The organism is Halobacteriovorax vibrionivorans (assembly GCF_003346865.1).
GTDB classification, from domain to species: Bacteria; Bdellovibrionota; Bacteriovoracia; order Bacteriovoracales; family Bacteriovoracaceae; genus Halobacteriovorax_A; species Halobacteriovorax_A vibrionivorans.
In genome coordinates this window covers 23573-50356 of record NZ_QDKL01000003.1, presented here as the reverse complement: position 1 = coordinate 50356, position 26784 = coordinate 23573, and the positions used below count along the sequence as shown (strand labels likewise).

Annotated in this window: 32 protein-coding genes; 19 read left to right on the top strand and 13 right to left on the bottom strand. The window is 34.7% G+C overall.

Annotation, left to right across the window (positions count from 1 at the left end; genetic code table 11):
- The first annotated feature begins 23 nt into the window (after positions 1-23).
- The gene (locus DAY19_RS11090; protein ID WP_115362407.1) at positions 24-692 is read left to right on the top strand and encodes a hypothetical protein; all 669 of its coding nucleotides are present in this window, start codon (positions 24-26) and stop codon (positions 690-692) included.
- A 95-nt stretch (positions 693-787) separates the two neighbouring features.
- Here DAY19_RS11090 and DAY19_RS11085 read toward each other — a convergent pair whose 3' ends face one another.
- Positions 788-1114: a helix-turn-helix domain-containing protein gene (locus tag DAY19_RS11085; protein ID WP_115362405.1), complete on the bottom strand. Its 327-nt coding sequence runs from the start codon at positions 1112-1114 to the stop codon at positions 788-790.
- A 173-nt stretch (positions 1115-1287) separates the two neighbouring features.
- On the bottom strand, positions 1288-2610 hold the full coding sequence (locus DAY19_RS11080) for an amidohydrolase family protein (protein ID WP_115362403.1): 1323 nt from the start codon (positions 2608-2610) through the stop codon (positions 1288-1290).
- 34 nt (positions 2611-2644) lie between these two features.
- On the opposite strand from DAY19_RS11080, the gene DAY19_RS11075 reads away from it, so the two are divergent.
- The 4 genes from DAY19_RS11075 to DAY19_RS11065 all read left to right on the top strand — a co-directional run bounded on the left by DAY19_RS11075 (position 2645) and on the right by DAY19_RS11065 (position 5592).
- Positions 2645-3973, top strand: coding sequence for an NfeD family protein (locus tag DAY19_RS11075; protein ID WP_158536884.1), 1329 nt, complete (start codon positions 2645-2647; stop codon positions 3971-3973).
- Positions 3974-3981: 8 nt separating this feature from the next.
- Positions 3982-4107 carry a hypothetical protein gene (locus DAY19_RS15450; RefSeq protein WP_255509252.1) on the top strand — a complete coding sequence of 42 codons (126 nt, stop codon included), beginning with the start codon at positions 3982-3984 and terminating at the stop codon, positions 4105-4107.
- Positions 4108-4267: 160 nt separating this feature from the next.
- Positions 4268-5020: a slipin family protein gene (locus DAY19_RS11070; RefSeq protein ID WP_115363724.1), complete on the top strand. Its 753-nt coding sequence runs from the start codon at positions 4268-4270 to the stop codon at positions 5018-5020.
- A 20-nt stretch (positions 5021-5040) separates the two neighbouring features.
- Entirely contained in the window at positions 5041-5592 is a 552-nt protein-coding gene (locus DAY19_RS11065) for a DOMON domain-containing protein (RefSeq protein WP_115362399.1), read from the top strand.
- Here DAY19_RS11065 and DAY19_RS11060 read toward each other — a convergent pair.
- The gene (locus tag DAY19_RS11060; RefSeq protein WP_115362397.1) at positions 5589-6824 is read right to left on the bottom strand and encodes a hypothetical protein; all 1236 of its coding nucleotides are present in this window, start codon (positions 6822-6824) and stop codon (positions 5589-5591) included. The genes DAY19_RS11065 and DAY19_RS11060 overlap by 4 nt on opposite strands.
- A 97-nt stretch (positions 6825-6921) precedes the next feature.
- Between DAY19_RS11060 and DAY19_RS11055 the strand changes: the two genes are divergently transcribed.
- Positions 6922-7575, top strand: coding sequence for a hypothetical protein (locus DAY19_RS11055; RefSeq protein WP_115362394.1), 654 nt, complete (start codon positions 6922-6924; stop codon positions 7573-7575).
- A gap of 10 nt (positions 7576-7585) precedes the next feature.
- On the opposite strand, the gene DAY19_RS11050 is transcribed toward DAY19_RS11055, so the two are convergent.
- Both DAY19_RS11050 and DAY19_RS11045 read right to left on the bottom strand, forming a co-directional pair.
- Positions 7586-8458 (bottom strand): hypothetical protein, encoded by an 873-nt coding sequence (locus DAY19_RS11050; RefSeq protein WP_115362392.1) that lies wholly within the window; start codon positions 8456-8458, stop codon positions 7586-7588.
- 33 nt (positions 8459-8491) lie between these two features.
- Positions 8492-9406, bottom strand: a complete 915-nt coding sequence (locus DAY19_RS11045) for a hypothetical protein (protein ID WP_115362390.1) — start codon at positions 9404-9406, stop codon at positions 8492-8494.
- Positions 9407-9651: 245 nt separating this feature from the next.
- Between DAY19_RS11045 and DAY19_RS11040 the strand changes: the two genes are divergently transcribed.
- Genes DAY19_RS11040 through DAY19_RS11030 form a run of 3 tightly spaced genes read left to right on the top strand, consistent with a single transcriptional unit; the run spans position 9652 to position 11430 of the window.
- Entirely contained in the window at positions 9652-9957 is a 306-nt protein-coding gene (locus DAY19_RS11040; RefSeq protein ID WP_115362388.1) for a hypothetical protein, read from the top strand.
- Positions 9935-10258: a hypothetical protein gene (locus DAY19_RS11035; protein ID WP_115362385.1), complete on the top strand. Its 324-nt coding sequence runs from the start codon at positions 9935-9937 to the stop codon at positions 10256-10258. Before DAY19_RS11040 ends, DAY19_RS11035 begins: the two co-directional genes overlap by 23 nt.
- Positions 10255-11430, top strand: coding sequence for a hypothetical protein (locus tag DAY19_RS11030; protein ID WP_115362383.1), 1176 nt, complete (start codon positions 10255-10257; stop codon positions 11428-11430). Before DAY19_RS11035 ends, DAY19_RS11030 begins: the two co-directional genes overlap by 4 nt.
- Before the next feature lie 5 nt (positions 11431-11435).
- On the opposite strand, the gene DAY19_RS11025 is transcribed toward DAY19_RS11030, so the two are convergent.
- A complete protein-coding gene (locus tag DAY19_RS11025; RefSeq protein WP_115362381.1) occupies positions 11436-12140 on the bottom strand; it encodes an MgtC/SapB family protein in 705 nt (234 codons plus the stop codon).
- A gap of 55 nt (positions 12141-12195) precedes the next feature.
- On the opposite strand from DAY19_RS11025, the gene DAY19_RS11020 reads away from it, so the two are divergent.
- A complete protein-coding gene (locus tag DAY19_RS11020; protein ID WP_115362379.1) occupies positions 12196-13278 on the top strand; it encodes a phosphatase domain-containing protein in 1083 nt (360 codons plus the stop codon).
- On the opposite strand, the gene DAY19_RS11015 is transcribed toward DAY19_RS11020, so the two are convergent.
- Complete coding sequence (locus DAY19_RS11015; protein ID WP_115362377.1) at positions 13264-13506, bottom strand: hypothetical protein; 243 nt, start codon at positions 13504-13506, stop codon at positions 13264-13266. The genes DAY19_RS11020 and DAY19_RS11015 overlap by 15 nt on opposite strands.
- On the opposite strand from DAY19_RS11015, the gene DAY19_RS11010 reads away from it, so the two are divergent.
- Positions 13505-14983 carry a hypothetical protein gene (locus DAY19_RS11010; protein WP_115362376.1) on the top strand — a complete coding sequence of 493 codons (1479 nt, stop codon included), beginning with the start codon at positions 13505-13507 and terminating at the stop codon, positions 14981-14983. The genes DAY19_RS11015 and DAY19_RS11010 overlap by 2 nt on opposite strands.
- A gap of 23 nt (positions 14984-15006) precedes the next feature.
- Here the strand turns inward: DAY19_RS11010 and DAY19_RS11005 are convergent, their stop codons facing one another.
- Positions 15007-15333 carry a hypothetical protein gene (locus tag DAY19_RS11005; protein WP_115362374.1) on the bottom strand — a complete coding sequence of 109 codons (327 nt, stop codon included), beginning with the start codon at positions 15331-15333 and terminating at the stop codon, positions 15007-15009.
- A gap of 242 nt (positions 15334-15575) precedes the next feature.
- Here DAY19_RS11005 and DAY19_RS11000 point away from each other — a divergent pair, with 242 nt between their 5' ends.
- From DAY19_RS11000 to phnE, 3 genes are read left to right on the top strand one after another with little or no spacing between them, the layout of a single operon-like run.
- Positions 15576-16493, top strand: a complete 918-nt coding sequence (locus tag DAY19_RS11000; protein ID WP_115362372.1) for a phosphate/phosphite/phosphonate ABC transporter substrate-binding protein — start codon at positions 15576-15578, stop codon at positions 16491-16493.
- A 30-nt stretch (positions 16494-16523) separates the two neighbouring features.
- Positions 16524-17285: a phosphonate ABC transporter ATP-binding protein gene (gene phnC, locus DAY19_RS10995; protein WP_115362370.1), complete on the top strand. Its 762-nt coding sequence runs from the start codon at positions 16524-16526 to the stop codon at positions 17283-17285.
- A 28-nt stretch (positions 17286-17313) separates the two neighbouring features.
- On the top strand, positions 17314-18408 hold the full coding sequence (phnE, locus tag DAY19_RS10990) for a phosphonate ABC transporter, permease protein PhnE (RefSeq protein ID WP_199506653.1): 1095 nt from the start codon (positions 17314-17316) through the stop codon (positions 18406-18408).
- A gap of 560 nt (positions 18409-18968) precedes the next feature.
- On the opposite strand, the gene DAY19_RS10985 is transcribed toward phnE, so the two are convergent.
- Entirely contained in the window at positions 18969-19199 is a 231-nt protein-coding gene (locus DAY19_RS10985; RefSeq protein WP_115362368.1) for a hypothetical protein, read from the bottom strand.
- A 133-nt stretch (positions 19200-19332) separates the two neighbouring features.
- On the opposite strand from DAY19_RS10985, the gene bfr reads away from it, so the two are divergent.
- From bfr to DAY19_RS10970, 3 genes are all read left to right on the top strand, one after another.
- Positions 19333-19809: a bacterioferritin gene (gene bfr / locus DAY19_RS10980; RefSeq protein WP_115362365.1), complete on the top strand. Its 477-nt coding sequence runs from the start codon at positions 19333-19335 to the stop codon at positions 19807-19809.
- A gap of 78 nt (positions 19810-19887) precedes the next feature.
- A complete protein-coding gene (locus DAY19_RS10975; protein ID WP_115362363.1) occupies positions 19888-21579 on the top strand; it encodes a FecR family protein in 1692 nt (563 codons plus the stop codon).
- A 1-nt stretch (position 21580) separates the two neighbouring features.
- Positions 21581-22021 (top strand): hypothetical protein, encoded by a 441-nt coding sequence (locus tag DAY19_RS10970; protein WP_115362361.1) that lies wholly within the window; start codon positions 21581-21583, stop codon positions 22019-22021.
- Here the strand turns inward: DAY19_RS10970 and DAY19_RS10965 are convergent.
- The 4 genes from DAY19_RS10965 to DAY19_RS10950 all read right to left on the bottom strand — a co-directional run bounded on the left by DAY19_RS10965 (position 22018) and on the right by DAY19_RS10950 (position 25287).
- The gene (locus DAY19_RS10965) at positions 22018-23376 is read right to left on the bottom strand and encodes an ATP-binding protein (protein ID WP_115362358.1); all 1359 of its coding nucleotides are present in this window, start codon (positions 23374-23376) and stop codon (positions 22018-22020) included. The genes DAY19_RS10970 and DAY19_RS10965 overlap by 4 nt on opposite strands.
- Before the next feature lie 62 nt (positions 23377-23438).
- The gene (locus DAY19_RS10960) at positions 23439-24398 is read right to left on the bottom strand and encodes a hypothetical protein (RefSeq protein WP_133296948.1); all 960 of its coding nucleotides are present in this window, start codon (positions 24396-24398) and stop codon (positions 23439-23441) included.
- 56 nt (positions 24399-24454) lie between these two features.
- Positions 24455-24871, bottom strand: a complete 417-nt coding sequence (locus DAY19_RS10955; protein ID WP_115362354.1) for a DUF6691 family protein — start codon at positions 24869-24871, stop codon at positions 24455-24457.
- A complete protein-coding gene (locus DAY19_RS10950; RefSeq protein ID WP_115362352.1) occupies positions 24868-25287 on the bottom strand; it encodes a YeeE/YedE family protein in 420 nt (139 codons plus the stop codon). The genes DAY19_RS10955 and DAY19_RS10950 overlap by 4 nt, the downstream gene beginning before the upstream one ends.
- Positions 25288-25392: 105 nt before the next feature.
- On the opposite strand from DAY19_RS10950, the gene DAY19_RS10945 reads away from it, so the two are divergent.
- Positions 25393-26028, top strand: coding sequence for a Crp/Fnr family transcriptional regulator (locus DAY19_RS10945; protein WP_148666857.1), 636 nt, complete (start codon positions 25393-25395; stop codon positions 26026-26028).
- A gap of 115 nt (positions 26029-26143) precedes the next feature.
- Positions 26144-26464 carry a hypothetical protein gene (locus DAY19_RS10940; protein WP_115362348.1) on the top strand — a complete coding sequence of 107 codons (321 nt, stop codon included), beginning with the start codon at positions 26144-26146 and terminating at the stop codon, positions 26462-26464.
- The last annotated feature ends 320 nt before the right edge of the window (positions 26465-26784 follow it).

Below are 26784 nucleotides of genomic sequence, written 5' to 3'. Positions count from 1 at the left end.
ATTAATAGAAGAAGGAATCATTAATGGAGCAAGGCAAAAAAGAGGCCAGCAACAATAAGGGTGATGCAAATAAGCCACGTCCAAATAATAAGAGAAGACGCAATAACCGTCGTCGCCCAAATAATAAGCAGCAGGCCAAGGGCGCAAAAGGCCAAGAACAAAAACAAACAAAGTCTCAAGGTCCAAACAAGGGACAAAAAGCGGCCCCTAAGAAAAGTGGAAGTCGCTCAAATAATCGCAACCGTAGAAGGCGCCCTCAGGGACGCAATCGTCGCAGTGGAACAAGTCACTTAAAAGGTGAAGACTTTGTTATTGTGAAGTATTTAAATCTTCTCGAACAACACATCATGGCCAGAAAGAAATATTTTGAAAACTTTGATCGTGTTGGTGAAAAACAAAAAGAAAAACTTGAGAAAAATTTTATCGACACTCAAAAAACTTTCTTAGACTTCAAAGGTAGACTAAAGCCAGAGGAACTAGAAATATTTGAAAAGAAGTTTGAATCCCTAAAGATGGATACAACTTATGCAAATAATCACGAGCTCCCACTTGGTGAAGTTGCACCTGAAGTAAGTGTTGAAGAAATTGAAGATCCACATTATCTACAAACTCAAATTCAAGCCGACTACTCTGAAGATACTGAAGAGTCGATGGGTAGCTTGGAAGATTACAAGGCCTATAAAGGTTTATAATTATAATTTAAATTTAATCTAAACATAAAAAAAGGGAGCTAATTTAGCTCCCTTTTTCTTTATCAACATTTTTGTCTAAATAACTTAACTATATCTTAGTAAACAAAGTTAGAAGATTGCGCAGCTTCTGTTGTTTCTGTTGTAGCACCTACTACACCAGAACCATCTTTAAGATAATTATCAAGTGTTTCTTCGTGATCTTTAATAATTGCTGTCTTTAATTCAGCTTCATCAATATCAAGAATTTCACAAACACGACGTAACATCTTTAAAGGAATGTTACATAATGCACGCTCAACGTTTGAAATGAATTGTCCGTTTTTGTAACCTAAAAGGTGAGACAGCTCTGATTGAGAATAGCCTTTTGGGTGTGCTGTTCTCTTGTCTTTAATTAATTTTGCGATGTGACTAAAACTTCTCATGCATTTACTCCTAACTATATATTCAAGCACTTACGATTCATATCTAAATATATTCTAAAGCAACAAAATATTTTTGTAAATACATTTACTAAATTGTTAGTAAAAAAGTTTAATTAATATAACTTTTTTTTGGTTTAACCAAACATCGTTAACTCAATTAATCATATTGCTTGTTATCTACCTGAAATCATGTGAGCGTTGTAATATGTCGATTCAATTAAATCAGAATAAAGTTCACGTAATTTGTTAGGTCTCTTAATCAACTTTTTTAATTTGTCTTCAACTGTTAAGTTGCCGCGGAAGTTTTTGCTTCCAAGTGAAACAAAATTGAGTTTCTTTCCTAATTCGAAGTTCCCACTCTCCTTGTCTAATTTAAGTGATTTTGCACCTGCAAGGGTTGCGCGATACAAGGCCTGAGTGTATGAAGCATCACGATGTCCTTTCTTATGATTTTGACAAACAAATGAATTCATCACATCAAGCATTGATAAGAATGGGCCACCACCAATATCACTAGCTAAGGCCCAATGCACTTTATAACGATTGGCCCTTTTATAATCGAAAAGGCCAGAGCCAAGACCTAACTCCTTAATAGGAGCATTACTTGTAGGACAATGTGCAATCATTGTTTGCTTTTGTGATAAGAGCTTTAATTCTTTTGGTGATAAATAGATACCATGGCCCATGATTGTCTTTGGTGTTAATAGACCTACTTTATCGTAAATTTCTGTATACGTTTTTACTTTTTCAAAGCCTTCGATATTTTTATAAATACTAAGAACAAAGTCGATTTCATTTTGTGTTTCACTTAAGTGTGTTTGAATAAATGAGCGATGCTTCTTTGCCGTTTTTGCTCCTGCACTCATTGTCTTAGGATCAGTAGTAATTGCAAAGCGTGGTGTTACGGCATATTTATTTTTATACTTACTTGCAAGCTCTTCTGTTTGAGCAATCGTATCTTCGATTCCCATTGTGAGATACTCAGGCGAGTTCATTGTCATTTGAACATTACCAAGAATATAATCACCTTCAAATTTTTCTAATGCCTCAGATACAGAATGAGAGTGAATAGATCCATAACAAGCACCACCAATTGTTCCATTATTAGCGATCTTCTTAGCGAACTCACGGGCCTTCTTTTTTGCATAAGAAACTTTTTTAAAATTAGCCTCATATGGCCACGTATAATTTTCAAGCCAAGATAATAGATTTGCTTTTGGCATCGTTCTTACGTCATCTTGTACCCAGTGAAAATGTGTATCATACATACCAGGAATGACATATTGACCAGACTTATCAATAATTTCCACAGACTTTTTTCTTTTAATATATTCATTTAATTTTGACTTGTGGCAGCGATGTACGATTTTATAGTCACCTTTAGCGTTGCGCTTAGCAACAATAGCGTAATCTTCTAAAAATTCACATATTTTATCATTTATAGGATTAAAAAAATGAGCGATAATTACTTTATAAGTAATATTATTTGATGACATGAAATCTCCTTCTAAAATAAGCAGGTCAAGATATATGAGAAATACTATCATTACAAGTTTTGTAACAATCATTACATTCTTATCAATGCACTTTTTTGGTAACGATGCAGTTGCTCAAACAAAAGAATATAAAATCAATAAATTTCTGATAGTAGAAGTAAATGAGGCAATCACACCGGTGACTCTAAATCATCTAAAGAAAGCACAAGAATCAATAAAGAATGAGCCAGGCTCAGCTCTTCTAATAAAAATGAATACACCAGGAGGACTGGTTAGTATTACTAAAGACATTATGCATTTGATCGCCAATAGTGAAAATCTCGTTATCGGATGGATTGGCCCATCTTCAGCATCGGCCACAAGTGCTGGTGCAATTATTTCAAGCAGTATCCCTACTTTATATATGGCCGACGGTACACGAATTGGAGCAGCAACACCAATTTCAGGTTCCTCAGATATTAAAGAGGGAGATATGAAAAACAAGATTATCAACGATCTTGTTGCCCTTGTTAAATCGCAAGCAGATGGAACAGGAAAGAATCCAAAGATTTACACAAAAATGATAACTGAAGCAACTAGCCTTACGGCCCAAGAAGCTTTAGAAGAAAATGCTCACAATGGAATCGTCGATAAAATCCAGGGTGAAGATGGTTTAATCGAACTTATTAACGGCAAAGAATATCAAAAGCATCATGAGAAATATAAAATTAGCGTTGAAAGCAATCACGTTGTTGTAACTTTTGAAAAAACCATCGGACAAAAAGTGATGGCCTTCTTTGCTTCACCCGATATGGCCTATATTCTCTTCTTAATAGGTGCTGCTTTAATTTATCTTGAGTTTCAAGCACCAGGTGGCTTTATTGCAGGAAGTGTTGGTGCTGTTTTAATACTAGTGGCCGGTATTTCTTTTGGAGTTCTATCATTAAATGTTGGAGCACTTCTACTTGTTATCGCTTCATTCGTTCTTTTTATTCTTGAAATTTATATCACCAGTTTTGGTATTCTTACCATAGCGGGAATTGCGAGTTTAATTATTGGCTCACTCTATCTTTTTCAAACAGAAGAGTCTTACTTACAAATATCAGCGACAGTGCTATTTTCTAGCATTGGTGCTATCTTATCCTTTATTGGACTGATTGCTTATATTTTCTATAAGTCACGCAAACGTATATTCTCAGAGCCTGATGATCCATATTCAGGAAGCACTGTTGCCATCAGTGCAATTGATGGCGATAAGTATTACACTCAATTTAATGGGGAGCTTTGGCAACTGACGGCCAATGGAGATATGTCTCAGCTAAAGGTTGGAGATAAAGTTACCATTATAAAGAAAGATAATGTAAAATTACTAATAAATATATGAGGTTTAATATGAGTCAAAGAAAGTCTTTTCGCCAATTAATAAGCTTAATGATGTCAATGAGTACAAATGATCTGCCAACAAAGAGCGATATTAACTGGGTAAGAAGAGAGATTAGAAAGTTTTTTTGGTTATAAGAAAAAAACTAAGGGGTATCGTTGAGGGACGATTGATTTTGACAAGGAAGAGAGAGTTTTTGTTAATCACCCCTTAGTTCTTGAATATATAATAGCTTTAGCTATTTTTTAAGAGTCATCTAATTGTAAAGTTTTTGTCAATTCACGGAGGATCTATATGATGCACATCGCCCCTTTTCTACCATTTGTCATTTTATTACTAATATTATTATTTAATACGATCAAGATCCTTAAGGAATATGAACGTGGAGTTATCTTCTTTCTAGGACGCTTTACAGCAGTTCGCGGGCCAGGACTTATCCTGCTAATCCCAGGGCTTGAAAAAATGCATAAAGTCGATTTGCGTACAGTAACGATGGATATTCCATCACAAGATATTATCTCTAAGGATAACGTAACTCTTAAAGTAAATGGAGTTGTCTACTTTCGAGTAGAAGATCCAGAAAAGTCAGTAGTTGCAGTAGAAAACTACTTAGCAGCAACTGCGCAAATTGCACAAACGACACTTCGATCAGTAATTGGACAATTTGAACTTGATGAAATTCTTTCTATGCGAGATCAAATCAATGCACGTCTTCAATCTATTTTAGATGAGCATACTGAGCCATGGGGAATCAAGGTATCAACTGTTGAAGTTAAGGCCATTGACTTACCAATAGAGATGCAAAGAGCGATGGCAAAACAGGCCGAAGCTGAACGTGATAAAAGAGCAAAAGTAATTTCTGCTCAAGGTGAATTTGATGCGGCACTCAAGCTATCAGAAGCAGCTAAGGTTTTAAATGAAAGCCCTAATGCAATCACACTACGCTACCTTGATACAATGAAAGAAATCTCTAGTGGAGAAGGGAAATCAACGACGTTCTTCCCTTTACCAGTAGACTTCCTAACGAATATTATGGGTAATAATAAGTAAGAGTAACCAAGATATAAAAAATGATTTCAAAACAATTTGAGCTAATACCTTTTAATCAAGGCGACCCTAACCTACCAGAGCTTAGGCTTCTGGCAGAGGTTAAGGTCGTTGAAGATTATATGTACTTTCATTTTACGATGAAAGGTAATATCGACACTGTCTACTTCAGTAAGAATAATGAAAAATGTAATCGTGTTATTGGCCTTTGGACTCAAACTTGTTTTGAATTCTTTATCTTAAATAAGTTAGATGGTGAGTACTACGAATTTAACTTTGGAACAGACTCAAGTTGGAATTGTTTTGTCTTTAACTCTTACCGATCAGAACTAACAGAATATGAAGAGATCGATATAGATAATATTAACATAGATCATCATGATAATTCATTTAATCTAGACTGTCGCTTTCCACTAAGAGTACTCGGCCATCAATTTGAAGATCTAGCAAATATAAAAGTAACTCCTACGTGTGTAATAAAAACAAGTGAAAATCAGACACTATACTACTCAAATAAGCACCCCGATTCGAAGCCGAATTTTCATCATCCAGAAAGTTTTGTAGATTTAGTTTAGTATTCAGTGAGATCGTCTTTGTCCTCTTTGACATCGACATTTTTTAAGATGTAATCAATTTTTGAGTCTTCATCCTTAAACTCAGTCTCGCCATCAATATTATAATCAGCAAGATCTCGCTCTTGTTTTTTCAGCTCTTGGGCCTTTTCCATCTCTATCTTTGACTTAAGGTCATTCTTTAAGATCTCATCACGGCCTGAGAAAGTCTTACCGTATTTTTGTTTGGCAAAATCATATAAACCAAAAAGTTGAGATGTTTTATAATCACCTTTTTCTAAATAATAGATCATCTCTTTATAAAATGATTGATTTTCAAGCTCATGTGACCACGCGGAATAAATTAGTAGCATACCTTGATAATCAAAGCGTTTTTGATACTTTAACTTTCTAAATTCATTATACATTGCTAGAGAACTTTCCTGATCTCGTGAGAGTTCAAGCTTTAGATTCTTCATCATTTTATCTTTAACAACATTATGATCTGGATGTTTTTCATTGTAGTGAATATCAAATTGATAAAGCCTTCCCTTTTCATAGAAATAGCTGCGAGCAAGACCTTTTAAATCATCTTTTTTATACTCTTCAATAATATGAAATGGGCCATTTTGAACAATTCGTTTTGCATTATGTGCAAAGTATTTCTGCCTAAGCTTATAAATATAAAGATAATAACCTAATTTAGAAATTGGATAATCTTCTAAAAGGCTTTTTACATCTTTATAACTATAGAGATTATAATTTTTAATTTTAATATTTAAATTAAGCATATCTAACCAAACTTGTTGATTGGTCGCAGGCTTAATGAATTGAGTAATAATTGGTAAGTTGAAAATTTCATCTATTGGAATAGATGGATTAAACTTTGAGACCTGAAAGCCAGAAACCGATGCCACTAACAAACCTTTATGGTCAAGAATATCAAAGTATGGATAAGTTCTACCTTTAATAATCTTAGGCCTAGGAAAAACCTGAAACGTAACATCTTGGAAAGGTACATCAAAAGAGTAATTAGAGAAGTGAATCTTCTTCCAAAACGCAGTCTTTCCACGTTTAATTTTAGAAGGAAGCAGACCTGAATAAAGAATATTGCGTCTATCAGTGGCAATAAAGTAATCCGATTGTACCCCTTCACTCTGGAAGGTATAATAGAAACGGTAAGGCATTGTAATAACGAGATAAGCACTCAAAATTACAAGGCCAAAAATGGTGAAGGTGAAAATAATCTTCTTCATCAATCAACTTATCGGCTAAAAAGTTAAGAAACTACATGAAAAATTAATATTTTTTCAGATTTGCCGATAAGGAGACTGTAAGAATACGGAGTAATAAATGAAAAACTTTATTTTTATCACAACAGTTTTAGCTCTAACCTCTTGTGTAGCACCACGAGAGACACGCTCAATCTATGACAATGGCACAGCGGCAACAGGGAGCACTTCAAATTCGACAGGCGGAACAATTGATATTGATGACTCTTCATCAAGCTCAAACAACGGAGCAAATATCCCAAGTGAAATTGCTCATTGTAAATGGTCCCTAGATGGCCAGACAGGCTTTGAAAACTCAAATAATCAACACCTCGGCCCAAGTACGGTATGTCAGTCTAGAACTAATGAAACAAATATTTACATACAAGTTAAGAACCCAGACTCAAATTCACGTGTCTGTGTTATCCCTACTTCAGAAGTTTCAGGAAATGCTATTTTCCTTGGAGCAGCTCAATGTAAGTATATTAGTAGTTCCGGAACAATCTCAAAATTTGTCCTATCTAAAAACCGAGACTACGGTCGCTACCAGAACTTTAGAATCAATAGTGTTATGATCATGAAGGAGAAAACTTATGACTTCCCTTCACCTTTTGATCGTGAGCTAATTTCTTATGATGCTTATTTTATGTGTTCAATTAATATCGATCTCTATAATGATCGAACTTATTGTGACGCTTTTAAGCAGCTTGGCGAGTACTACTACAAATCTTTTTAATAATTAGAATTTAATGGGCAAGCTTATTTCCATCAAGAAGCTTGCCTTGCTTATACGCATTAGATAAATCCCCATCAATAGTTGGAAATGAAAGCACTGGAATGATCAGTGTCTGATCTTCTTTTTCAAGTCTCATACAAAGTGCAATATAAAAGAAGCTTACTCCAGAGCGTTCAAAGGCCTTAAAATAGGCCAGTGCCTGATCTCCATCTTCATCATCAAACTCATAGAGTTCATCATAACTTTCAACTGTCTTTTGCAAATATTCCATATAAAGGGCAAAGTCTTCAAAAGGAATATCGAACTCTTTTCTTTGAGTCATCATCTCTGCCAAAAGCTTTGATTTTTTTAATTCAATTTCTTCCATATCGTCATTATCAATTAATGACTCTCCAGGAAGCTCTTTCTGATGATAATCTTCTAAAGAATCGACTTCTTCACCTATTTGAAAGTTTTGAATGAAGTATTCATTAGATGAGGCCGTTAAGGCCAGAACAAATGAAGGAGTATGATCAAAAACAAAGCACAAGGCCACAAGATAAGCCTCTTCACCTTCAAACTCTACTTTAGAAATAAAGCTGAAAATCTCTTCTTTTAGATCATTTTCAAGGCGCCATATTTCATCTGGACGATGAAGAACTCTATCCACATATGTTGGATTATCTAATAATGATAAACAGGCCTCTTCTTCAATATTTAGATCTTTTCTTTTCTTATCAATTTTTCCCGTAAAGTAATCGATTAACGGAGAATAGAATTTTTCAATACAGACTTCACTGCAAAAGCTTAAACTAGAACCGTCTTCTACAAAGAGTAGATCCTCGATATCCTTGACGACTTTCTTACAGTTCTTACAGTAGTAAATATTATCTGATATTAACAATGATCAATCCTTCGTTATTTTTTTATGATCTATTTAGATCGCAATATTTAGGCCAGCAAATAATGTATTCCCATAAGCTGCTGGCAGTCCCCAAATCTTTAGTGATGAGCTCATTAAAGATGAATCTGGACGAGATGCTTGGAAAACTGCCCCAAGGTTTAAGCGAACGGCATTGGCCATCTTTAAAAACATTTGAGGTTTAATATAACTATATTTTAAATCACTAGAAAGGTAATTGGCACTTAAGAAATCACTAGCACCGACTTTAACCTCACCATAAGTTAAGAGAAATTGAATTTCTGAAGAAACCATTATTCCTAAGTCTGCACTCCATTGACTAATATCACCAATGCTCATTTCTTCATCATCAACGAGACCTTCAGTAAAAGTACGTTCATATGTCAGGCCCAAGGCCGCCGCACCAAATCTCTTCTCAGTCGTCACACCCACAAAGCGATCACTTCTCTTAGTTGAAAATTCACTCTTTCCACTAAAATTCGTACCGACAAAGATATCAAAAATTAGCTTATTATAATCGTTTCCAATATCAAGCCAATTAAAGCCTAGTTTAGCGCTAGAATTACCTTGTTCATATTCAGATGTCTCAAGAGACTGAGCACCATTCATTCCAAGCTCAACAAAGATACCATGAGAAAAAGTTCCCTTGATCTTCATATTAAGCATATTTATATTCTCATCAGTATAAAAGGCTTTTGCTGATGTATAGCCTAGAGAAAAATCCACGGCCTGTGGAAGAAATCCCCAATCAAATCCAGAACTAGCAGGAGCAGAAGTCTTAGCTCTTGATTGTCTAACCACAGGAGCTGGACTTGTTGTCGTTGGATCATACTTAGTAGCACTTGAGCCACCAGAATAATCAACTAAAGCGTTGGCATTTAAAGTTAATGATAAAAATGAAATTGCAGCAATAGATTTTAATCCGTTCATTTTGATAACATTCCTTGTATTTTAGTTTTGCCATCATGGCATTCTCTTAATTTTATCTTTATTATTTCTTAAATACAATGGCCGCATATCTTACCTAGCGACTCAACTATTCTATAAATACAATGAGTTACTCAGATCCTGTTCGAAAAAACCTAAAATTGCTGCGAGGCTTCTGGAAATGTATTCCGTCTGCCATCTTGGCCCTAAAGTTTATAAAATAATGGAGACGAATTAAGGAGGATGAGTTGATCGAATTAGGATTTTTAAAACGCTATGATTCAATTAAAAGGTTAATCGATTTTGGGGCAAATGGTTATTACCCATTATTCGAGGACATTTCAATTCAGGAGCGTTTCGAAGAAGTAAGAATGACAAAGGCACAGCGCCTGAAAGCTAAAAGTCTTCTCAAGAAGATTTCAACTCATAATAACCTAGAGAAACAAAGAGTTCTATTTTCATCTTTTGAGGAAATGGATAAGTACATTGTTGCTCGTGCACTGATGGAAATGGTGGAAGGAAAGATTTTAGATGCTAATCCGCAGCTTCAATAAAATTCTTCTCGCATCACTGCTAACACTCAGTATTCAAGCAGAATATCGAGTCTATCAGTATATGGTTTCTTCACGCCTACAGCCTCAAGGGCCAGCAAGTGTTATCGTCACTTCAACTCTTGATCCAAATTCATATGTAAAATATAACGGCGGAAATCGTTCAATTCGTGTAAACTTATTAAAAACATGGATGTGTAAAGGACATACTGGCAACAAAATGCCATGTAAGTCACCTCTTGCACTAACAGCTCCAATTTTGGAAAGTGCTGAACAAGAAAGGCCAGGTGCTCAAAACTTATGAAGTTAGAAGACTCTACCCAATTCACAAAGGCCAACCTACGTCTTAAAGACCAAAGGGATCGCGTCATCAAGCAAAAGAAGCTTGAGATAGAAAATATAAAAAAGAATTACAATAAACAAGTTCAAGATCAACGTATAATTGGTGAAGAAAAACTCGATGCCGTACGAGATCAAAACCAAGTTGCTATTATCGAGTCACTTGGCCAAAAAGAAAATCGTCTTAATAATATAAAAGAGAGTCTAGATAAGACGACACAACAATTTAATAAGCAAGAAAAATTCAACAAGGCCCAATTTGACGCCAATATTGATGCGATTAGAGACATCTACCAAGAACAAATGGAATATGTACATCAAAGAGGTCAAGAAGAGCTCGAGGATACATCACAAAATGTAAATGAATTGGCCAAAAAGATAAAATATGACAATGAAGACTTTATCATTGAAGAAACTGCAAAAGCAAAAAATCGTGCAAACGAAATCGAAGTCAGAAATGATAACTTCATTATGGGTATCAATAAGAAATACGATCAAAGACTTGAAAGCCTATCTAAAGAAAATAAGAACGAAATTCATCAACTTGAAAAAGATCAAAGGCGTGAGTTTAGTAAATTAAGAAGTGATCACTTTCACAAGATGTCTCAGACAGACGCTTTTCAAAAAAATGAAGTGATAAGTCAGGAAGCTTTTCACAAAGACAATATAAAATCCAAACAAGAAAATTTTGAAAAGAGATATAAAGAGCTACAAAAAGAACATAATGGGTTAATGGGCCGCTTAAAAGAAAAGATCGACCAAGAGCTTAATAGCCTAAAAGAATACTATACAAAGGCAAAGACCAATATTACGGAGAAGGCCTCTGATAAATTCTACAATATCTCTAAGCTTTCTCCTCAAGTGAGATCAGATGAGAATTTCTATTATTTCTCTATTGAAGTACCAGAGCATGAGGAATCAACAATTCATATCAATGCACAAGAAAGAGATATTACTGTTACTCAAAACCGTAAGTTTGATCAACGTGTCGAAGAAGGTGACAACGTCTTTAAATCTAAGAGATCTGAAAGCCTTGTAAAGCAATTTAAAGTTCCTGATATTCTTGACGGAACAGAAGTCACACGTAAGTACGATAAAGAGGCTTCTCTACTAACATATCGAATCGCTAAGAGATAATTTTCTTAATGATCGTGATCTCTTTGGTGAATCTCGACTTTATTAACACGAATAAGAGTTTTAATCTCACGTCTAATTTGCGGGATCCATCTCGGATGAAGGTGAACATTTAGAGTTAAAAGCCTTTCATCAGAAACAGCATCTAAAACCTCTTCGCTCACAATTTCTATATCTTCTACTCTTGAGTAAAGAATTTCTTTAACGTGACCGCGAATTCGTCCATTTGATAAGACTTCAATATAGAAGTTTTGCTTGGCACGATCTGATTCGAGAATTTTATACAGTGGATTAATTAATCTTAAGACTGCAAATAAAGAAATTGAGATTAAGCTGGCAATTACTGGATATCCAAAACCAACTGTCATTCCAATGGCGGCAACAACCCAAACTGTAGCTGCTGTCGTCATTCCAACAACATTGCCTCGACCTTGAATAATAGCACCAGCACCTAAGAAACCAATCCCACTTACAATCTGAGCGGCCATACGATTTGGATCTGCTACGGTTCCCATATGCTCTGTCATCGTTAAAACACTTAAGGCAGTATATGTAGCTGCTCCCAGGCAGATCAGCATATTTGTCTTAATTCCGGCCGATTTCATCTTTTGCTCACGGTCATAGCCTATAAATCCACCTAAAAGAATAGAACTAACTACTTTAATACCCATGGAAATATAAACCGGCTGCTCACCCAGGAATTCAATATACATATAACCTCTATTAGAATAAAATAACGTAAAGTCTATTTTAACAAGGAATTATAAGTTGAAAAGGGCCAAGGCCGTAAATTTTTTGGCCATCCAAACAAATCACTACCTAAATCTCAAAGCTGACTTCACAATGAGTGAAAATCTATACTCTGTGAATAAAGACTTCGAGAAGTTTGAGGCCCGCTTCCCTATTCAAGCATATAAGCTACTAAGGGCATATGAATTTGAGATCAAAGTAGTTGTTTTAGGAAAGAATAACGAAACGCTATTTACAAAAACTCTTGAAACGGACTCATATGGTGGCCTTTTAGCTAAAATACCTCTGCCTAAAGATAGCAAAGAATCGATATCAAAGATCGAAATCTATGAAACTTCAAAATATCCAGGCCTAGAATTACTGCTAGGAACATATATACCTCTAAAAATTACAGATAATAGAAAGATCATTATTTGTGACTTTGATAAGACTCTTGTTGAAACCAAGTATTCAAAACCGAGTGAGATTTATGACTCTTTAACAAGTCCACTTAAAAATTATCCGACTTTAGAAAACTCAGTTAAAATCTTAAAAGAGTATATAAATGATGGCTACCATCCGTTTATCCTCTCGGCCTCTCCTCACTTCTACGAAGAAGCAATTAGAGATTGGTTATATGCTAATGAGATCTTTACAGCTGGTATTTTCTTAAAAGATTATCGTCGAATTCTATCAATTTTAGAAAATGATTTATCACCAAAAGATATTAAAACTCAGGGGATCTATAAACTTGGCCACCTACTAGATATTATAAATATGACTGATATCCCATCATCATTAGTCTTAATGGGTGATAATTTTGAGTCTGACCCTCTTATTTACTTAACATTTTCTGAGTTACTAACCGGTAGAGTTGAACCACGTCAATTATGGAATGAATTAAAACGAGTTGAAGACTTTAAGGTAACGGCAAGGCAAAATGGCCTATTCTTAAATAAAATCTTTCAAATAAAAGATAGTGTAAAACAACATGGCCTAGATAAAGAAATTAAAATCTACATTAGAAAAAAGGCCCAAGAAAAAGAATTAAGAGTCAAGGCCCCTTTTGATAGTTACTCAGGTAAGATTAGCCTATATGAGGGACACTTAGGCAAAGAGTAGCTCTGGTGCCCAAAGAATGATTTGACCAATACAAATATAGAGCCCAACTCGATGGAACCTCTCTGTAAAGTCCTGGCCAAAGGCCTTTGATATTTTTTTTGAGATTGGCCAATTTGCAGGTGAAAAACGTGTTAACTCAACAGCAACTCTTAATCCTGATAGAGCAACACATACGGCAATAAAAGTTTGATTGCTAGGATTAACAAGTGAACTTAAAATATTAGACATGAATACTCCTATGACTTCAAAAAAACGTAAAAATGCCCACCATGAATTAATGGACATTGAACTCTTCGGAGAGGTCACAGATGGTATTTACCAATTAGCTTCAATCGATAAAGAAGACGTAAATCTTGCCTGGAAACAAATTCAAGAAAGTTCATTTTTTGGCCCCAAAGCATTGAAAACCCCAATACACAAGTTCTTCAGTCTCCTATTCAAAAGAAGACTCGAAAAGTCGAGCAAAGAATTAATAGAAGATGACTATTATCGATCAAGTTTTAATGAACTAATAAATCAATATGCTCAAGGTCTGGGGACTTCACAGGAAAATGCCTTATACCTTGTTTACATGAACGAATTCTTAAACAATCCTGGTGCTATCTTTGATGAGATTGATGACTTTCATTTAAGAGATGATAAGTATAAAGAATTTATCAACTCTCCTATTCAAGACTCATTCTTTGATAAACTTCGATTTGTTCATTTTAAATGTGAAGGAAGTCTTGAGGCCTATGTTTTACAAGACCTTCTATCCCCATTTGCACCTTATGGTGGCATAAATGAAGCAGGCCTAAGTATTGGCCTTGTTCAAAGAGAGGCCCTTACTCTAAACTATGAAGGAGAAAATGCTTCTTACCTTGCACTTGTCACTCTCTTAGGTTGTGACACTATTGAGTCGGCCTGTGATTTTTTAAAGCAAAGACAATTAGTCTTTCATTGGGAATTTCATTTAAAAGATGAAAGTGGAAATTATAAAATTGTAAAAATAGATGGTAAGAATACAAAGGTTTTAGATGGTGGTGAATTTGTAACTCTTGAAAGTAAGAGTGAGCTAAAGAGGCATATAAATATATACCAAAAGAGCTTCCTACCTATTAGTCATGCTTGTTTAAGCTTTGATGCAAATAGCCTGGCCCTAACACTATTTGATTCAAAAAATCTCTCTATTCATCACTACTTTAAGAAAAATGTCTTCACGCAAGATACAATAAAAGTTTCCAAAGGCTCGAGGCCAACTAAGAAATTAGAATCAATTCTAAAATTAAAAAGACTTTTAAATGATGCCCAATTGGCCTTTAACGAGAATGATGAAGAAAGATGCTACCATTATTTACAATTAGCAATTGATCACTCAAAGAAGAACTTTTCAAATGATAAAGAGTTAATAGCAAAGCTTGAGCTTATCTTTTGTACTTGCCAATATATCTATGAATCTCATCCTGAAACCTATCAATTTATATTATCAAATATTTTAAAAATACACCCAAGACTTCCTATAGAGCATCAAGAATTAGCAAATATTCTAATTCAAAGAATACAAATTCTTGCAAACCTTAAGAAGCAAACACCAACAGCAAATAAGCTGCTAAAGAGAATATTTTTTAATGAATCACAGCTTGGAAAAGTAGCGCACTTGGCACTAAAGAAAACGACTCTTCTTAGGCCTAATCACCTCGATTTTAGGCCAATCTCTGGCCTGTAAGCTTGTTTACAATGTAAATAAAATTACAAGATATTTAAGCGTCTAATTGCATCAGCAAATTTCTTTTTCTTCTCTTTTGCTTTCTCTTTTGCATGCTGATGTTTTTCTGAGATTGATTCAAAAAAATTTTTACGCTTTTCCTTACGTTTCTTTTTTGGATTTTTTTGGTCTCTATAAATAGCCTCAACATATCCTCTAACAAGTGAGAATCGCTTGCTATCGTTTATATTGTCTTCATAGTTTTTAGACCCTTCAGCACCACGACCAGGCTCTTCAACAGGTACCTGATCATTGTTTACCTGCTCTGTTGGATGTGGCAATCGTTCAAGTCTTTTGATGTTTAATGCCATGCATATATTATAACCCTTATTCTTTTAAACAATATTTAAATATTATAAAAACTACTGCAATTAAGTTACTGTAATTACTCACTTTTTAAAGATAATTATAAATGTGATTAGGTTGACATTAAAAATCTGTCTCATTCATGTTAAAAGAGCGTAATTTCAAAATGTTAGATTTTTTTAGAACGCAAATATTACGTTTATATATGCATGCATTAGCAACATGCTTTAATAGAGGAGAACAACAAATGAAACACACAATCGTTGCTATTATGAGTATTGCTCTAGCGATCACAACAGGTATCTCATGTAAAAGAGATATGAAACTAGGAAGCAAAGACAATCCTGTAAAACTTTACTTCACTCCATCTGTAGACGCAGACACAATTGCATCGAACTCTGTTCACTTCATTAAATTCCTAGAAAAAGAAACTGGATACTTCTTTAAGACAGGTATCCCTACTAACTATATCTCTGTTGTTGAATCATTTGGTTCAAAGAGAGCTGACATTGCAGTTATGAACTCATTTGGTTATTTAATGGCCAATGAAAAATATGGTGCAAGTGCAAAACTTAAAGTTCTTCGTTATGGACATGATTACTACCAAGGACAAATCATTGCTCATGTAGATAGTGGTATTAACTCAATTAAAGACTTAGAAGGTAAGAAGTTTGCTTACACTGACCCATCGTCAACTTCAGGTTATATGTTCCCTTTAAAGATTATGATGGAAAATGATGTAAAACCAGGAAATACAACTTTTGCAATTAAGCACGACAACGTTGTAACAATGGTATATCAAAGACAAGTAGATGCTGGTGCAACTTACTACTCAGCACCTTCTGAAGACGGAACAATCCGTGATGCTCGTTCACGTGTAAAAACTCAATTCCCAGATGTTGAAGATAAGGTAAAAATCGTTCAAATTACTGAGAAGATCCCAAATGACCCATTCGTATTCAGAAAAGGACTTCCACAAGAAGTTACTGATAAATTCATCACAGCGGTAAAAAAATACATAGCTACACCAGAAGGTAAGGATGTATTCGAAAATATTTACAGTGTTGGTGGCCTAGTTGATACAACTGATGCAGATTATGATGGATTAAGAAACGTAATTAAAACACTAAATATTAACTTAGAAGAGCAACTTCAAAAGAAATAATTTACAAAAATCTATAAAGTGAGAACAAACATGATTTTAGAAGTCAAAAATGTTAATAAAGTCTATCCAAATGGATGCCACGCCCTAAACAACGTAAGTTTCAACGTTGATAAAGGTGAATTCCTAGTAATTATTGGTCTATCAGGTTCTGGTAAATCGACAATGCTAAGATGTATGAACCGTCTTCACGATGTAACAAGTGGAGAAATCAACTTCGAAGGTAAAGACATTACAAAGTTAAAGGGTGCCTCAATGAGAGAAGCGCGTTCAAACATTGGAATGATCTTTCAACATTTTAACTTAATCCCAAGAAGAACTGTTATGACAAACGTTCTTTCAGGAACTCTATCTAAAACAGGTGTTATCAAGTCAATTTTTGGTATCTACTCAGAAGAAGATAAGAAAAAAGCACAAGATTACATCAAGATCGTAGGCCTTGAAGGTAAAGAAAACGTAAGAGCAGACAACCTTTCAGGTGGTCAACAGCAACGTGTTGCGATTGCACGTGCACTTATGCAAAACCCAAAGGTACTTCTTGCTGATGAGCCTGTTGCGTCTCTTGACCCTGCAACTTCACACTCGGTTATGCAATACCTGAAAAAGGTAAATGAAGAACTTGGAGTAACTGTAATTTGTAACCTACACTTCCTTTCACTTGTAAGAGAGTACGCTTCACGTGTTGTAGCTCTTAAAGGTGGAAAGCTTATCTATGAAGGTCAACCTCTAGATATCAACGAAGAATGGTTCCAAACAATTTACGGTGAAGATGCCGTTGAAGTAACAATTAACTAATTACTTTGATTAAATAGGACAATATATAATGACAACGACAACTCAAACTGCAGACAATCAAGTTAATAACTTACCAAAGCGTAAGGAAGATAAAACTACTTGGAAGATGAAAATGAATTTTTACTCATTTGTAATCGACTTCCTAGTATGGTCATACCTTGCACTAGTTTCATGGAAAATCGTATGGGAGAAGCTAATCCTAGGTCTTCGCTACCCAGATTTTACTTGGAATCAACCACTAATAGCACTTGCTATTGGTTTTGCTATTTCAGCAATCCTTTATAAAACTAAAATGTCACTAGGACGTGGAATTACAGGAATCATGAAAAGAGATGAGAATACTCCTTTCATGAAAGAGCCATTTTCTTTCGTTCTTATTGCGACAGTAGTTTTAACATTCATTGCTAGTATTTATATTTCTCAAATTTCAATTTACGAATTCTTATCTGAATCGGGAATGACAGGAGCAAAGAGAATCTTTACAGCTCTTTTAACTCCAAACTTTGCAATTTTTGAAGAAGCACTATTTGCAGCAATTGAAACAATCTATATGGCCTTCATTGCAACAGCGGTAGCGCTACCAATTGCATTCTTACTAGCATTCTTTGCAGCAAGAAACCTAATGAATGGTTCACGTTTCACAATGACTATTTATACTATTGTACGTTTCTTCTTAAACGTATCACGTTCAATTGAGCCTCTAGTATGGGCGATTATCTTCTCTGTATGGGTTGGTATCGGGCCATTTGCTGGTATGATGGCACTTTGTCTTCACTCTGTATCATCTCTATCAAAGCTTTACTCAGAGCAAATTGAAAACGTATCTAATGGGCCAATTGAAGCAATGATGGCAACAGGTGCTCACCCTATCCAAGTTATTTGGTTTGGTGTTGTTCCACAAATCGTTCTTCCATACCTATCATTCACTATCTACCGTTGGGACATCAACGTTCGTATGGCCACAGTAATTGGTCTAGTTGGTGGTGGTGGTATTGGTACTATGCTAATGCAATACCAAGGTCTGGCAAAGTGGAATGAAGTTGGTCTTCTTGTAATCGTAATTGCAACGATTGTATGGGTAATGGACTGGCTATCTTCTAATATCCGTGAGGCTATTAAATAGACAAATAAAAAGGACTTAGTGTCCTTTTTTTTGTCTATGCGCCCTTATTTTGGGCACATGATTTTCGAGAGAAAGACCTTTAGGTCTTTCGGTTCGCTAAAAGCGCTAAAAAAAAGAGACTTTCAGTCTCTTTTTTTGTCTATGCGCCCTTATTTTGGGCACATGATATTCGAGAGAAAGACCTTTAGGTCTTTCGGTTCGCTAAAAGCGCTAAAAAAAAGAGACTTTCAGTCTCTTTTTTTGTCTATGCGCACCTATTTAGGGCACAAGCTATTCGAGAGAAAGATCTTCAGATCTTTCGGTTCGCCAAAGGCGCGATCATTAAAATAAAAGCTTTATATAAGAAAAAGGCCCTCGAAATGAGGGCCTTTTTTATTGGTTAATATTTACCGTTTTTATAAACGTTTTCATATGAATCTTGAAATTTATATGAGTCGAATTGTTTCTTAGAAGAAGGTCCTCTATCAGGAGTACTACTACAAGATACTAAAGTTAATCCTAGAATTGCTATTGTTATAATTTTTTTCATATTAATTTCCTTTAATTATTCGAATTTATATCTATTCACACATTCCTTTCTTTACAAAAGAGTCCTTAATTTTCATGGCATCACCTTTCGTATACCAATATTGGCTATGCGGCTTTTCATGAATCAAGATACGATAATGATTCTTTGATGGGTGCTTTTGAAGAGCACAGCTACCTTCTACTGAAGCAACTCCCCTGCTCGGCGAACTACCACAAGACACTAGCGTAACTCCCAAAGTTACAATTGCTAAAATTCTTTTCATTATTATCCTCCTACGTACATTTTCACGTACTATTTTTATCGGTTATTCAACTTCTTAACTTTAGTAAATGAGTCAAATATTATTGTATTTTAAAATTTCGACGAATCGTGTATGCTACTAAAAAGGAGAAAAAATGAAAGGAAATCAAGAAGTTATCGATATTTTTAATGAGTTACTAACGCAAGAGCTATCGGCAATTGATCTGTACTTTCTCCATTCTCGTCTTTTCCAAGATATGGGACTTACAAAGCTCTATGAAAGAATTGATCATGAAAAAGATGATGAAACTATTCATGCAACAAAGCTAATCGAGAGAATTATCTTTTTAGAAGGGATGCCAGAGCTAGGAACAAGACTTCCGTATAGGCCATCTCGTGACGTTAAAAAGCTTATTAGTGATGAACTTGAGTATGAGCTTGCTAATAGCAAAAAGCTAAAAGAGGCCATCGCACTTTGTGAGAAATATAGTGACTTCGTATCTCGCGATATCCTTTTAGAGCTATTATCAGATACTGAAAACGATCATATTGATTGGCTTGAAACTCAACTTTCTCTGATTGAAAAAGTCGGAATTGAGAATTATCTACAAACAGCTAGTGAATCCGTTTAAGAAATATTAAAAAACATTAAACATTCGTTGTTTTTTTACTTATAATTATGAAAACAATTTAAAGAACACGGATGTTTTATGAAATTTAATTATCTACTTATCTTAACTCTCCTATTGGGAGTTCACTTCAACAGTTACGCTAAATTTGCAAAAGTTGTCTCTATCAGAGGAAAAGTCTCTCAACTTCCTCCTGGAGCGATTCAAGCTTCTTGGGTCAAAAAAGGACAATTAATCAAAGAAGATACCTCGATTGTTACAAGAGTACGCTCCTTTGTGAAAGTCCAAATTCTAGAAGATGGAAGTTATATTACTGTTGGCCCAAATACAAAAATTAAAATTGCAAAGATTGAAAAGAAAAGTGGAAGTATCATCCAGCTCTTAAACGGTAAGATGAGAGCAAAGATTAGGCCACAGGATAAGAAAGTAAAAGGACATAAGGCATTTAATAAAGTCTATATAAAGACGAAAACAATGGCATTAGGTGTTCGAGGTACTGAGTTTATCACTGTTGCTAGTCAAAAAAATAAAGCGACATCAGTTATTACATTAGAAGGTGAAGTTGCTGTAAAAAAAATCAACGAAGAAAGAGTTGATATCGAAGAAACAGTCAAAGAAAGTCTTGATCGTGATGATGTTACACTTGTTAAAAAAGGTAGCGCATCCACAACTTATGATCACCTCTACGATGAGACTCCAGCTCAAAAAGTTAACCCTAATCAGCTTATTGCCTTAGAGAAAAACGAAACACTTGAGACAGTATCTGCAAAAGAGATTCAAAAAGCTCCAGAAGCAAAGCTAAATGAAACACAAGTTTCATATCTTTATGGTAAGGATACAAAAGTAGATGAGATTCCAAATAATGGTGCCATCGTGGATCTCGACTCTGCCATCTTTATTCCTGAAATTAAAGATGAGTCTTTGAAAGTTGGTGATATTGACAAGAACACAGGACAATTCATTGCGGCCAATAATGTAAAGCTAGATGAGAAGAAAGGTTTTGTTGCTGTAAGTGAAAAAGATGAAGAAGCAAAAGAAGTAGCGAAAAAACTTAATGAAAAGATTGAATATAGAGAAGTTAAAGGTCACGAAGTTGTGGATCATGGCACTCCTCTATCAAGAACGTCTTATTTAACGAATATGCACAATAGCTGGTCTGCAAGCTTTGGTATGGGTGCTCGCCGAATGGGCTATTACTCAATGGATAATAACGACAGCAAAAGTAACTACGTCGGTGCAGGAATAACAGCCGCTGTTTACTATCAACAAGTATTTAATAAACGTCTTTATGCTCGATATAAGATTGGCGTTGATTCAATCTATATGTTTCGTGATGATCAAAGACCAGAGAATAAAGATGATGACTTTATTTCACCTGAACTTGCTGCTGATATCTACTATCGTCTAAATTCTGAGTTAAGATTTAAAGTAGGATACCATCTACAAGATGAATTTTTCCTAACAGGACGTTTCGAAACAAGCTTAACTCCAGTATTAGATCAACGTACACAATTTATTCCTTATATGACTTTTGGAGTTGCATACGACTATAGTGACAATTGGACGTATCTTATTGACTATCGATCTTATATGCCAAGCTCTGATAGACCAAATATTAATGTCTATACAGGTAAAGGATTTGAAATTGGAGCAAGAAGAAAACTTTCTTCTACGACAGCTCTACTCTTTAATCTGATCCATAGAGAATTCCTAGCTCAAGATATTAAAGTTAAAAATCTTGATCTAAATGTAAACTATGAAATGGAGTTTTAAAATGAAATATATACTAATCTTAGCGGCATTAATCTCACTCACGTCATGCTTTAAAACTGATACAGATGGAAATGTTTTTCTTTTTGAAAATGATAACTTTGCCCAATTAACTTTACGCTTTAGCAATATAAACGCTAATGTTTATTATTTTGGAATTAATAACGAAGTATCTAGCCCCTCTAATAGCGTTACTCCTTTTACATCAAAGCAACATTGGTGTTTGGAGAGAATCAATTACAAGATAGATTCTGGGCCATTTACACCCAGCTCTCCTTGGGAAATATACATTAATGGAAACACTGATGCCATGACATACAATCCAGGTGATTATATAGGAAGAGAGATTCACCCAGGAGATCAACTTGTTATTTCATTTAACTGTTCTGCCTGTGCATCAACAAGCGGTAGTTTTTGGCTAGAGATGAGTAATTGTAATAATTAAAGATAAATATCAAAGCAGGTATTGTCTTGGAAAGGACCTAATTTAATTCGTCCTCCAATCTTTTCAATATCTGCTTTCACTGATGCCAGACCAATTCCTCGGTCTCGTCCCTCTTTAGAACTATAACCATATTTAAAAGCATTCTGTGGCTTTTTAAAATCACTATATAGCCCACTATCAATATATTTGAGATGAAGTTCATTAGAAGAGCTATTTACTTCTATTTTAATCCACTTCAAGTCTTCACCTAAGGCTTCAATTGAGTTCTTAATAAGATTGATGAGAGTATTCTTTATTACCTGGCAATTAACATCGACTTCATGTTGTGGTGGTATATAATCAATATTTACGTCATCATACATCTTTATAACATCATTAATGGCCAAAGAAATGGGACAGAATTTTTCGTCTTCTTGTCGATACTTATTTAGAATATCAATGGCGTTAGTTGTTGCCATATATAATGAGTTTACATCTTTATCAATATCCAAGTTTCTTTGATTTGACTTGTCTTTTATAATCCTTCGTAGACGCGTCCAAGTATGCTGTAAAGGATTTGATATATCATGAAGAAGTTTCGCTTCTTTTTCTCTTTGCTCTTTGAAGTCATTATTTATTTGATTAATTTCAACTCTTTGAAGTCTTGTGTATTCTACAATATCTGTGAGGAAAAATAGTGGAATCCAATATTGGAAATCAAAAACAAAATAACTTAAAGTATAGAATACATTAGCAACACTTAGTCCTAGTCCAATCTTCATTGCCAAGTCGTTGGTCTTTAAGGCTTTATAGAAAAAACTAAAGTAAATCAACCAAACGACAATAATATAACCACTTTGAAAACCTTGAAGAAGACTACTTACTTTGAAAGGAACCTGTATTTTTAAAATTTCTGAAGTCGTCTCATTGATAACATTAGGGGCCAAGCAGCAGCTTCCTCCTCCTTCAATAAAATAAAATATGATGTGAATAACTGATACAAAAATAGCAGAGAAAATCACTATTTTATAAAAAATACGAGGGCCACTAGATTCTTTAAAATAATAACTTAAATTATTCCAATAAAGTAACTTCGAAAAACAGCCAAAAGTAAAAAGAAGTAGGCTAACAAGAACTTTCTTATCAGAATATATTGGAAAGAAATACTTCGCTAAAACTAAAAAACATACAACGGACTGAGAAAACGCCATAAGGTAAGTTTTCACTCGATGTTTTGATTGGCCTTGGCCTATACGTTTTAAATGAAGACCTGTGATCGCAAGAGATAGATAGTAACAACCGGCGGCCATTGCCAAAAAAGCAAAGCCTATATTACTCCAAAACTGTGAATCTAAAATATCTAAATAACCAAACATCTGTTGGATATTACTATTTGCCAAGCAATTAAACAATATCTTTTGAAGGTTTAGTATTTAAACTAATCTTTCTTTTTATGATTATTTAAAGCTTCTATGATGCGGCTGTTTTGCGTTGATATATCATTAGCATCATCTAAAGATATAAGGGTATTTCTCTTCAATCGATTCAACTTCAAAGAAGAAAATTGTATAGGATTTGCAATATCATGAATAACCATTCGATATGATTCATCATGCGAGCGATATTTCTCTCGTGACTGAGAGAGCTCTAGCTGTTGTAGTCTTGTATACTCAATAAGATCGACGATAAAATAAAGAGGAATCCAATACTGAAAGCCAAAAGCATGAAAACTTGTCGTATATAAAATATTAAGGACACTTAAGAGCAGGCCAAAAATCATCAGACGATCACCTTGCTTTAGTGAGATTAAGAAAAACCTTATATAAACGACTGAAACTGCCAATGTGAAAAAAGCAACTAGGCCACTAAAGGACTTATTAAGAACAAAGGGGATCTGTACTTTTAAGATAAAGTTACTTGCATTACTTTTAATAAGCTTAGGTCCTAAGCAGCACGTATGCACATCATAAAAGGCCATCCACAACAAATGGATAAGACACAGAGAAATTGCACCAAAGACAATTGACTTATATACCCATCGCATCGCTTTTGGTTCATTAAATACTTTTGATAAATTTTCCCAGTAATAATAGCGAGCTGTGTATGTGCAAATAAACATCAAAAGTGTCGTTGCAACTTTAGCTTTTGAATAGATAGGCATAAAAAAGTGAGCAATTATAAAGAAGCAAACAACAGCTTGAGCAAAACACATGGTAGATGTTTGTATCTTTTTTTCTGGTTCTTTATTCGATAGATTTTGTAATGATAGGCCAGAGATACCCATCGATATAAGATAGAAAGAAGCACCTACTGTGATGCAAATATAAATGATAGCTGACCAAAGTTCGGGAACACTAATACCGGTTCCCGCTAAGAATGTATTTAAATACTCGTACATACACTATAGAATATATGCGACGAGTAAAACTAGTCAACTATCATTATTGATATTTTCTATTTAACTATTTTTGTCACTAAAAATTGCCCAATAAGCATTGAGGCAATAAATGCGAAGATTTGTGAATTTAATTGCACAATATTCACAAGAGCAGGACCTGGGCAAATCCCAGCTACTCCCCAACCAATTCCAAATAAAGCTGCACCACTTAAAAGCTTCTTATCCACTAACTTATTAGTAGGCATATGAAATTGTGAATCACATACTGGATTCTGTCTCATTCTAATAAGGTGAGTTGCTGCAAGTCCTATTACAACTGCTCCTCCCATAACAAAAACAAGAGCTGCATCCCAAGGAGTTTGGGACCCTGCTATATCAAGGAAGCCGATAACCTTTTTAGGATCCACCATCCCAGAAACAGATAGTCCGATTCCAAAAACAGCACCAGATAATAAGGCCATTATATTTTTCATATCGTTGCTCCTAATTGTCCCATAATAAATACTGTTATTGCTCCAGTTAACATAAATGTAATTGTGGCAATAAAAGATCTCTTTGATAGTCTTGCTAGCCCACAAACTCCATGACCTGAAGTACAACCAGAGCCTAGTTTTGTACCCACTCCTACCAATAGCCCAGCAATAATGGCCCTAGGAAAACTAAGATTAATATCAAAACTAAAGAATTCTGGACTAATAAACTTAATTAGAACTCCGCCTACAATAAGCCCCACAATAAAGAAGGCTCGCCATCCCTCTCCTACAAATGCCTTATGACAGTTAAAGAGAATCCCTGATATTCCAGCGACACGTCCATTAAATAACAACAACATTGCCGCAGAGAGTCCAATTAGTATCCCCCCTACTAAGGGCCATAAAAAAGTATCCATAAACCACCTTTATATTTTTGAAATCTACTTCATTTCAACACCTTAATTATATATAATAAATGAATACATACTTTGATGACCATCAAATAACACTTAAATTAATAAGTGCAGAAATTTAGGAATATGATGCTTGAAGAAATATTAAAACAACTTCCAAATAAATTAATCAAAGACTACTCTAAAGGAGATCCTGTCTATAGCGAAGGTGAAGCAGCAGACCTTCTCTATATTGTACAAGAAGGTATCTTTGGTCTTTACTTTAATACACCGAGTGGAAAAGAGAGTTTCTTAAGAGTATTCACCAAAGGTGATATATTTGGTCATCGCTCATACTTTAGTAATTCTCCCTATCATGCAAATGCTGTTTGCTTGAAGAAGGGAAAAGTTCTCATTATAAGCCGTGAACAATGTGACAATATTTGCTTAACAAGCCCAGCGCTTTTAAAGCAGATGACAAAGCTTATGGCCGAAGAATTAGGAGCAGCTGAAACAAGGCTTGCGGGAATGGCAGATAAGTCAGTTAAGCGCAGGATTGTAGAAGCATTAACCTATCTCAAGCTAAAAAATCCCGATCATACATGGACAAGAAAAGAAATTGCTGACTTTGCCATGAGCACATTTGAAAGTGTTGCCCGCGTCTTAACAGAACTAGAGGAACAACAGCTCATACATAGAGACGGGAGAAGAATTGAAATACCAGATGAAGCTAAATTAATACAATTTGCAGTAGAAAATTATTAGTTTTTTGTTAAGTTACTCATTATGAGAGTAGATAGTTTACATACAATATTGACGAGTAAAAAACCTAAAGTTAGGATGCGGCCATTACTTCACTTTCCCACAATAGGAGCTAATAATGGCGCACATCTTAAAAGCAACACTTATCACAACTACGATCCTCTCTTCATTTATGACAAATGCATGCTTAAACGAAGTGAGCAATGAACTTAATTATGAATTAAGATCTGATAGACCCTTAGAAGTGACGTTAGAGACGACATTAGAGGCCGGAAAAAAATTACTTAATGATCGAGGCCATGAACTAAACTCATTTAAAGAAGACAAGTTAATCTATTCTGCAATTGGAAGTTTCCATTCAGGGTGGTTTAATGCTGCCGTTGCAGTTAACCCAAAAACATGCGAAATCGATTATATTGGTTACTTCGCAGCTGAATAAAATGACAATATGACCTAGTTTCAAGACATTTTTGAGACTAGGTCAATAATATTTCCTCAAAAACGCTAATTCTTATTTAAAATATAAATAAATCCTCATACTAAATAAATCACATATATGAATTTGCTAATTAGCAAGTATCTGAATATTCATAAAATCTAACCTAAACAACACAGATTATTGCCACAAAAATTAACAACAACTACAGAAAGCGCCACTAAGTACCTGTTTACACGTAAACAGATAGATTATGTATAAAATGTTAAGAAATCAATAAAAGAGACGAAAAGTATTGAGCAACAATTATCGTTAACTAAACA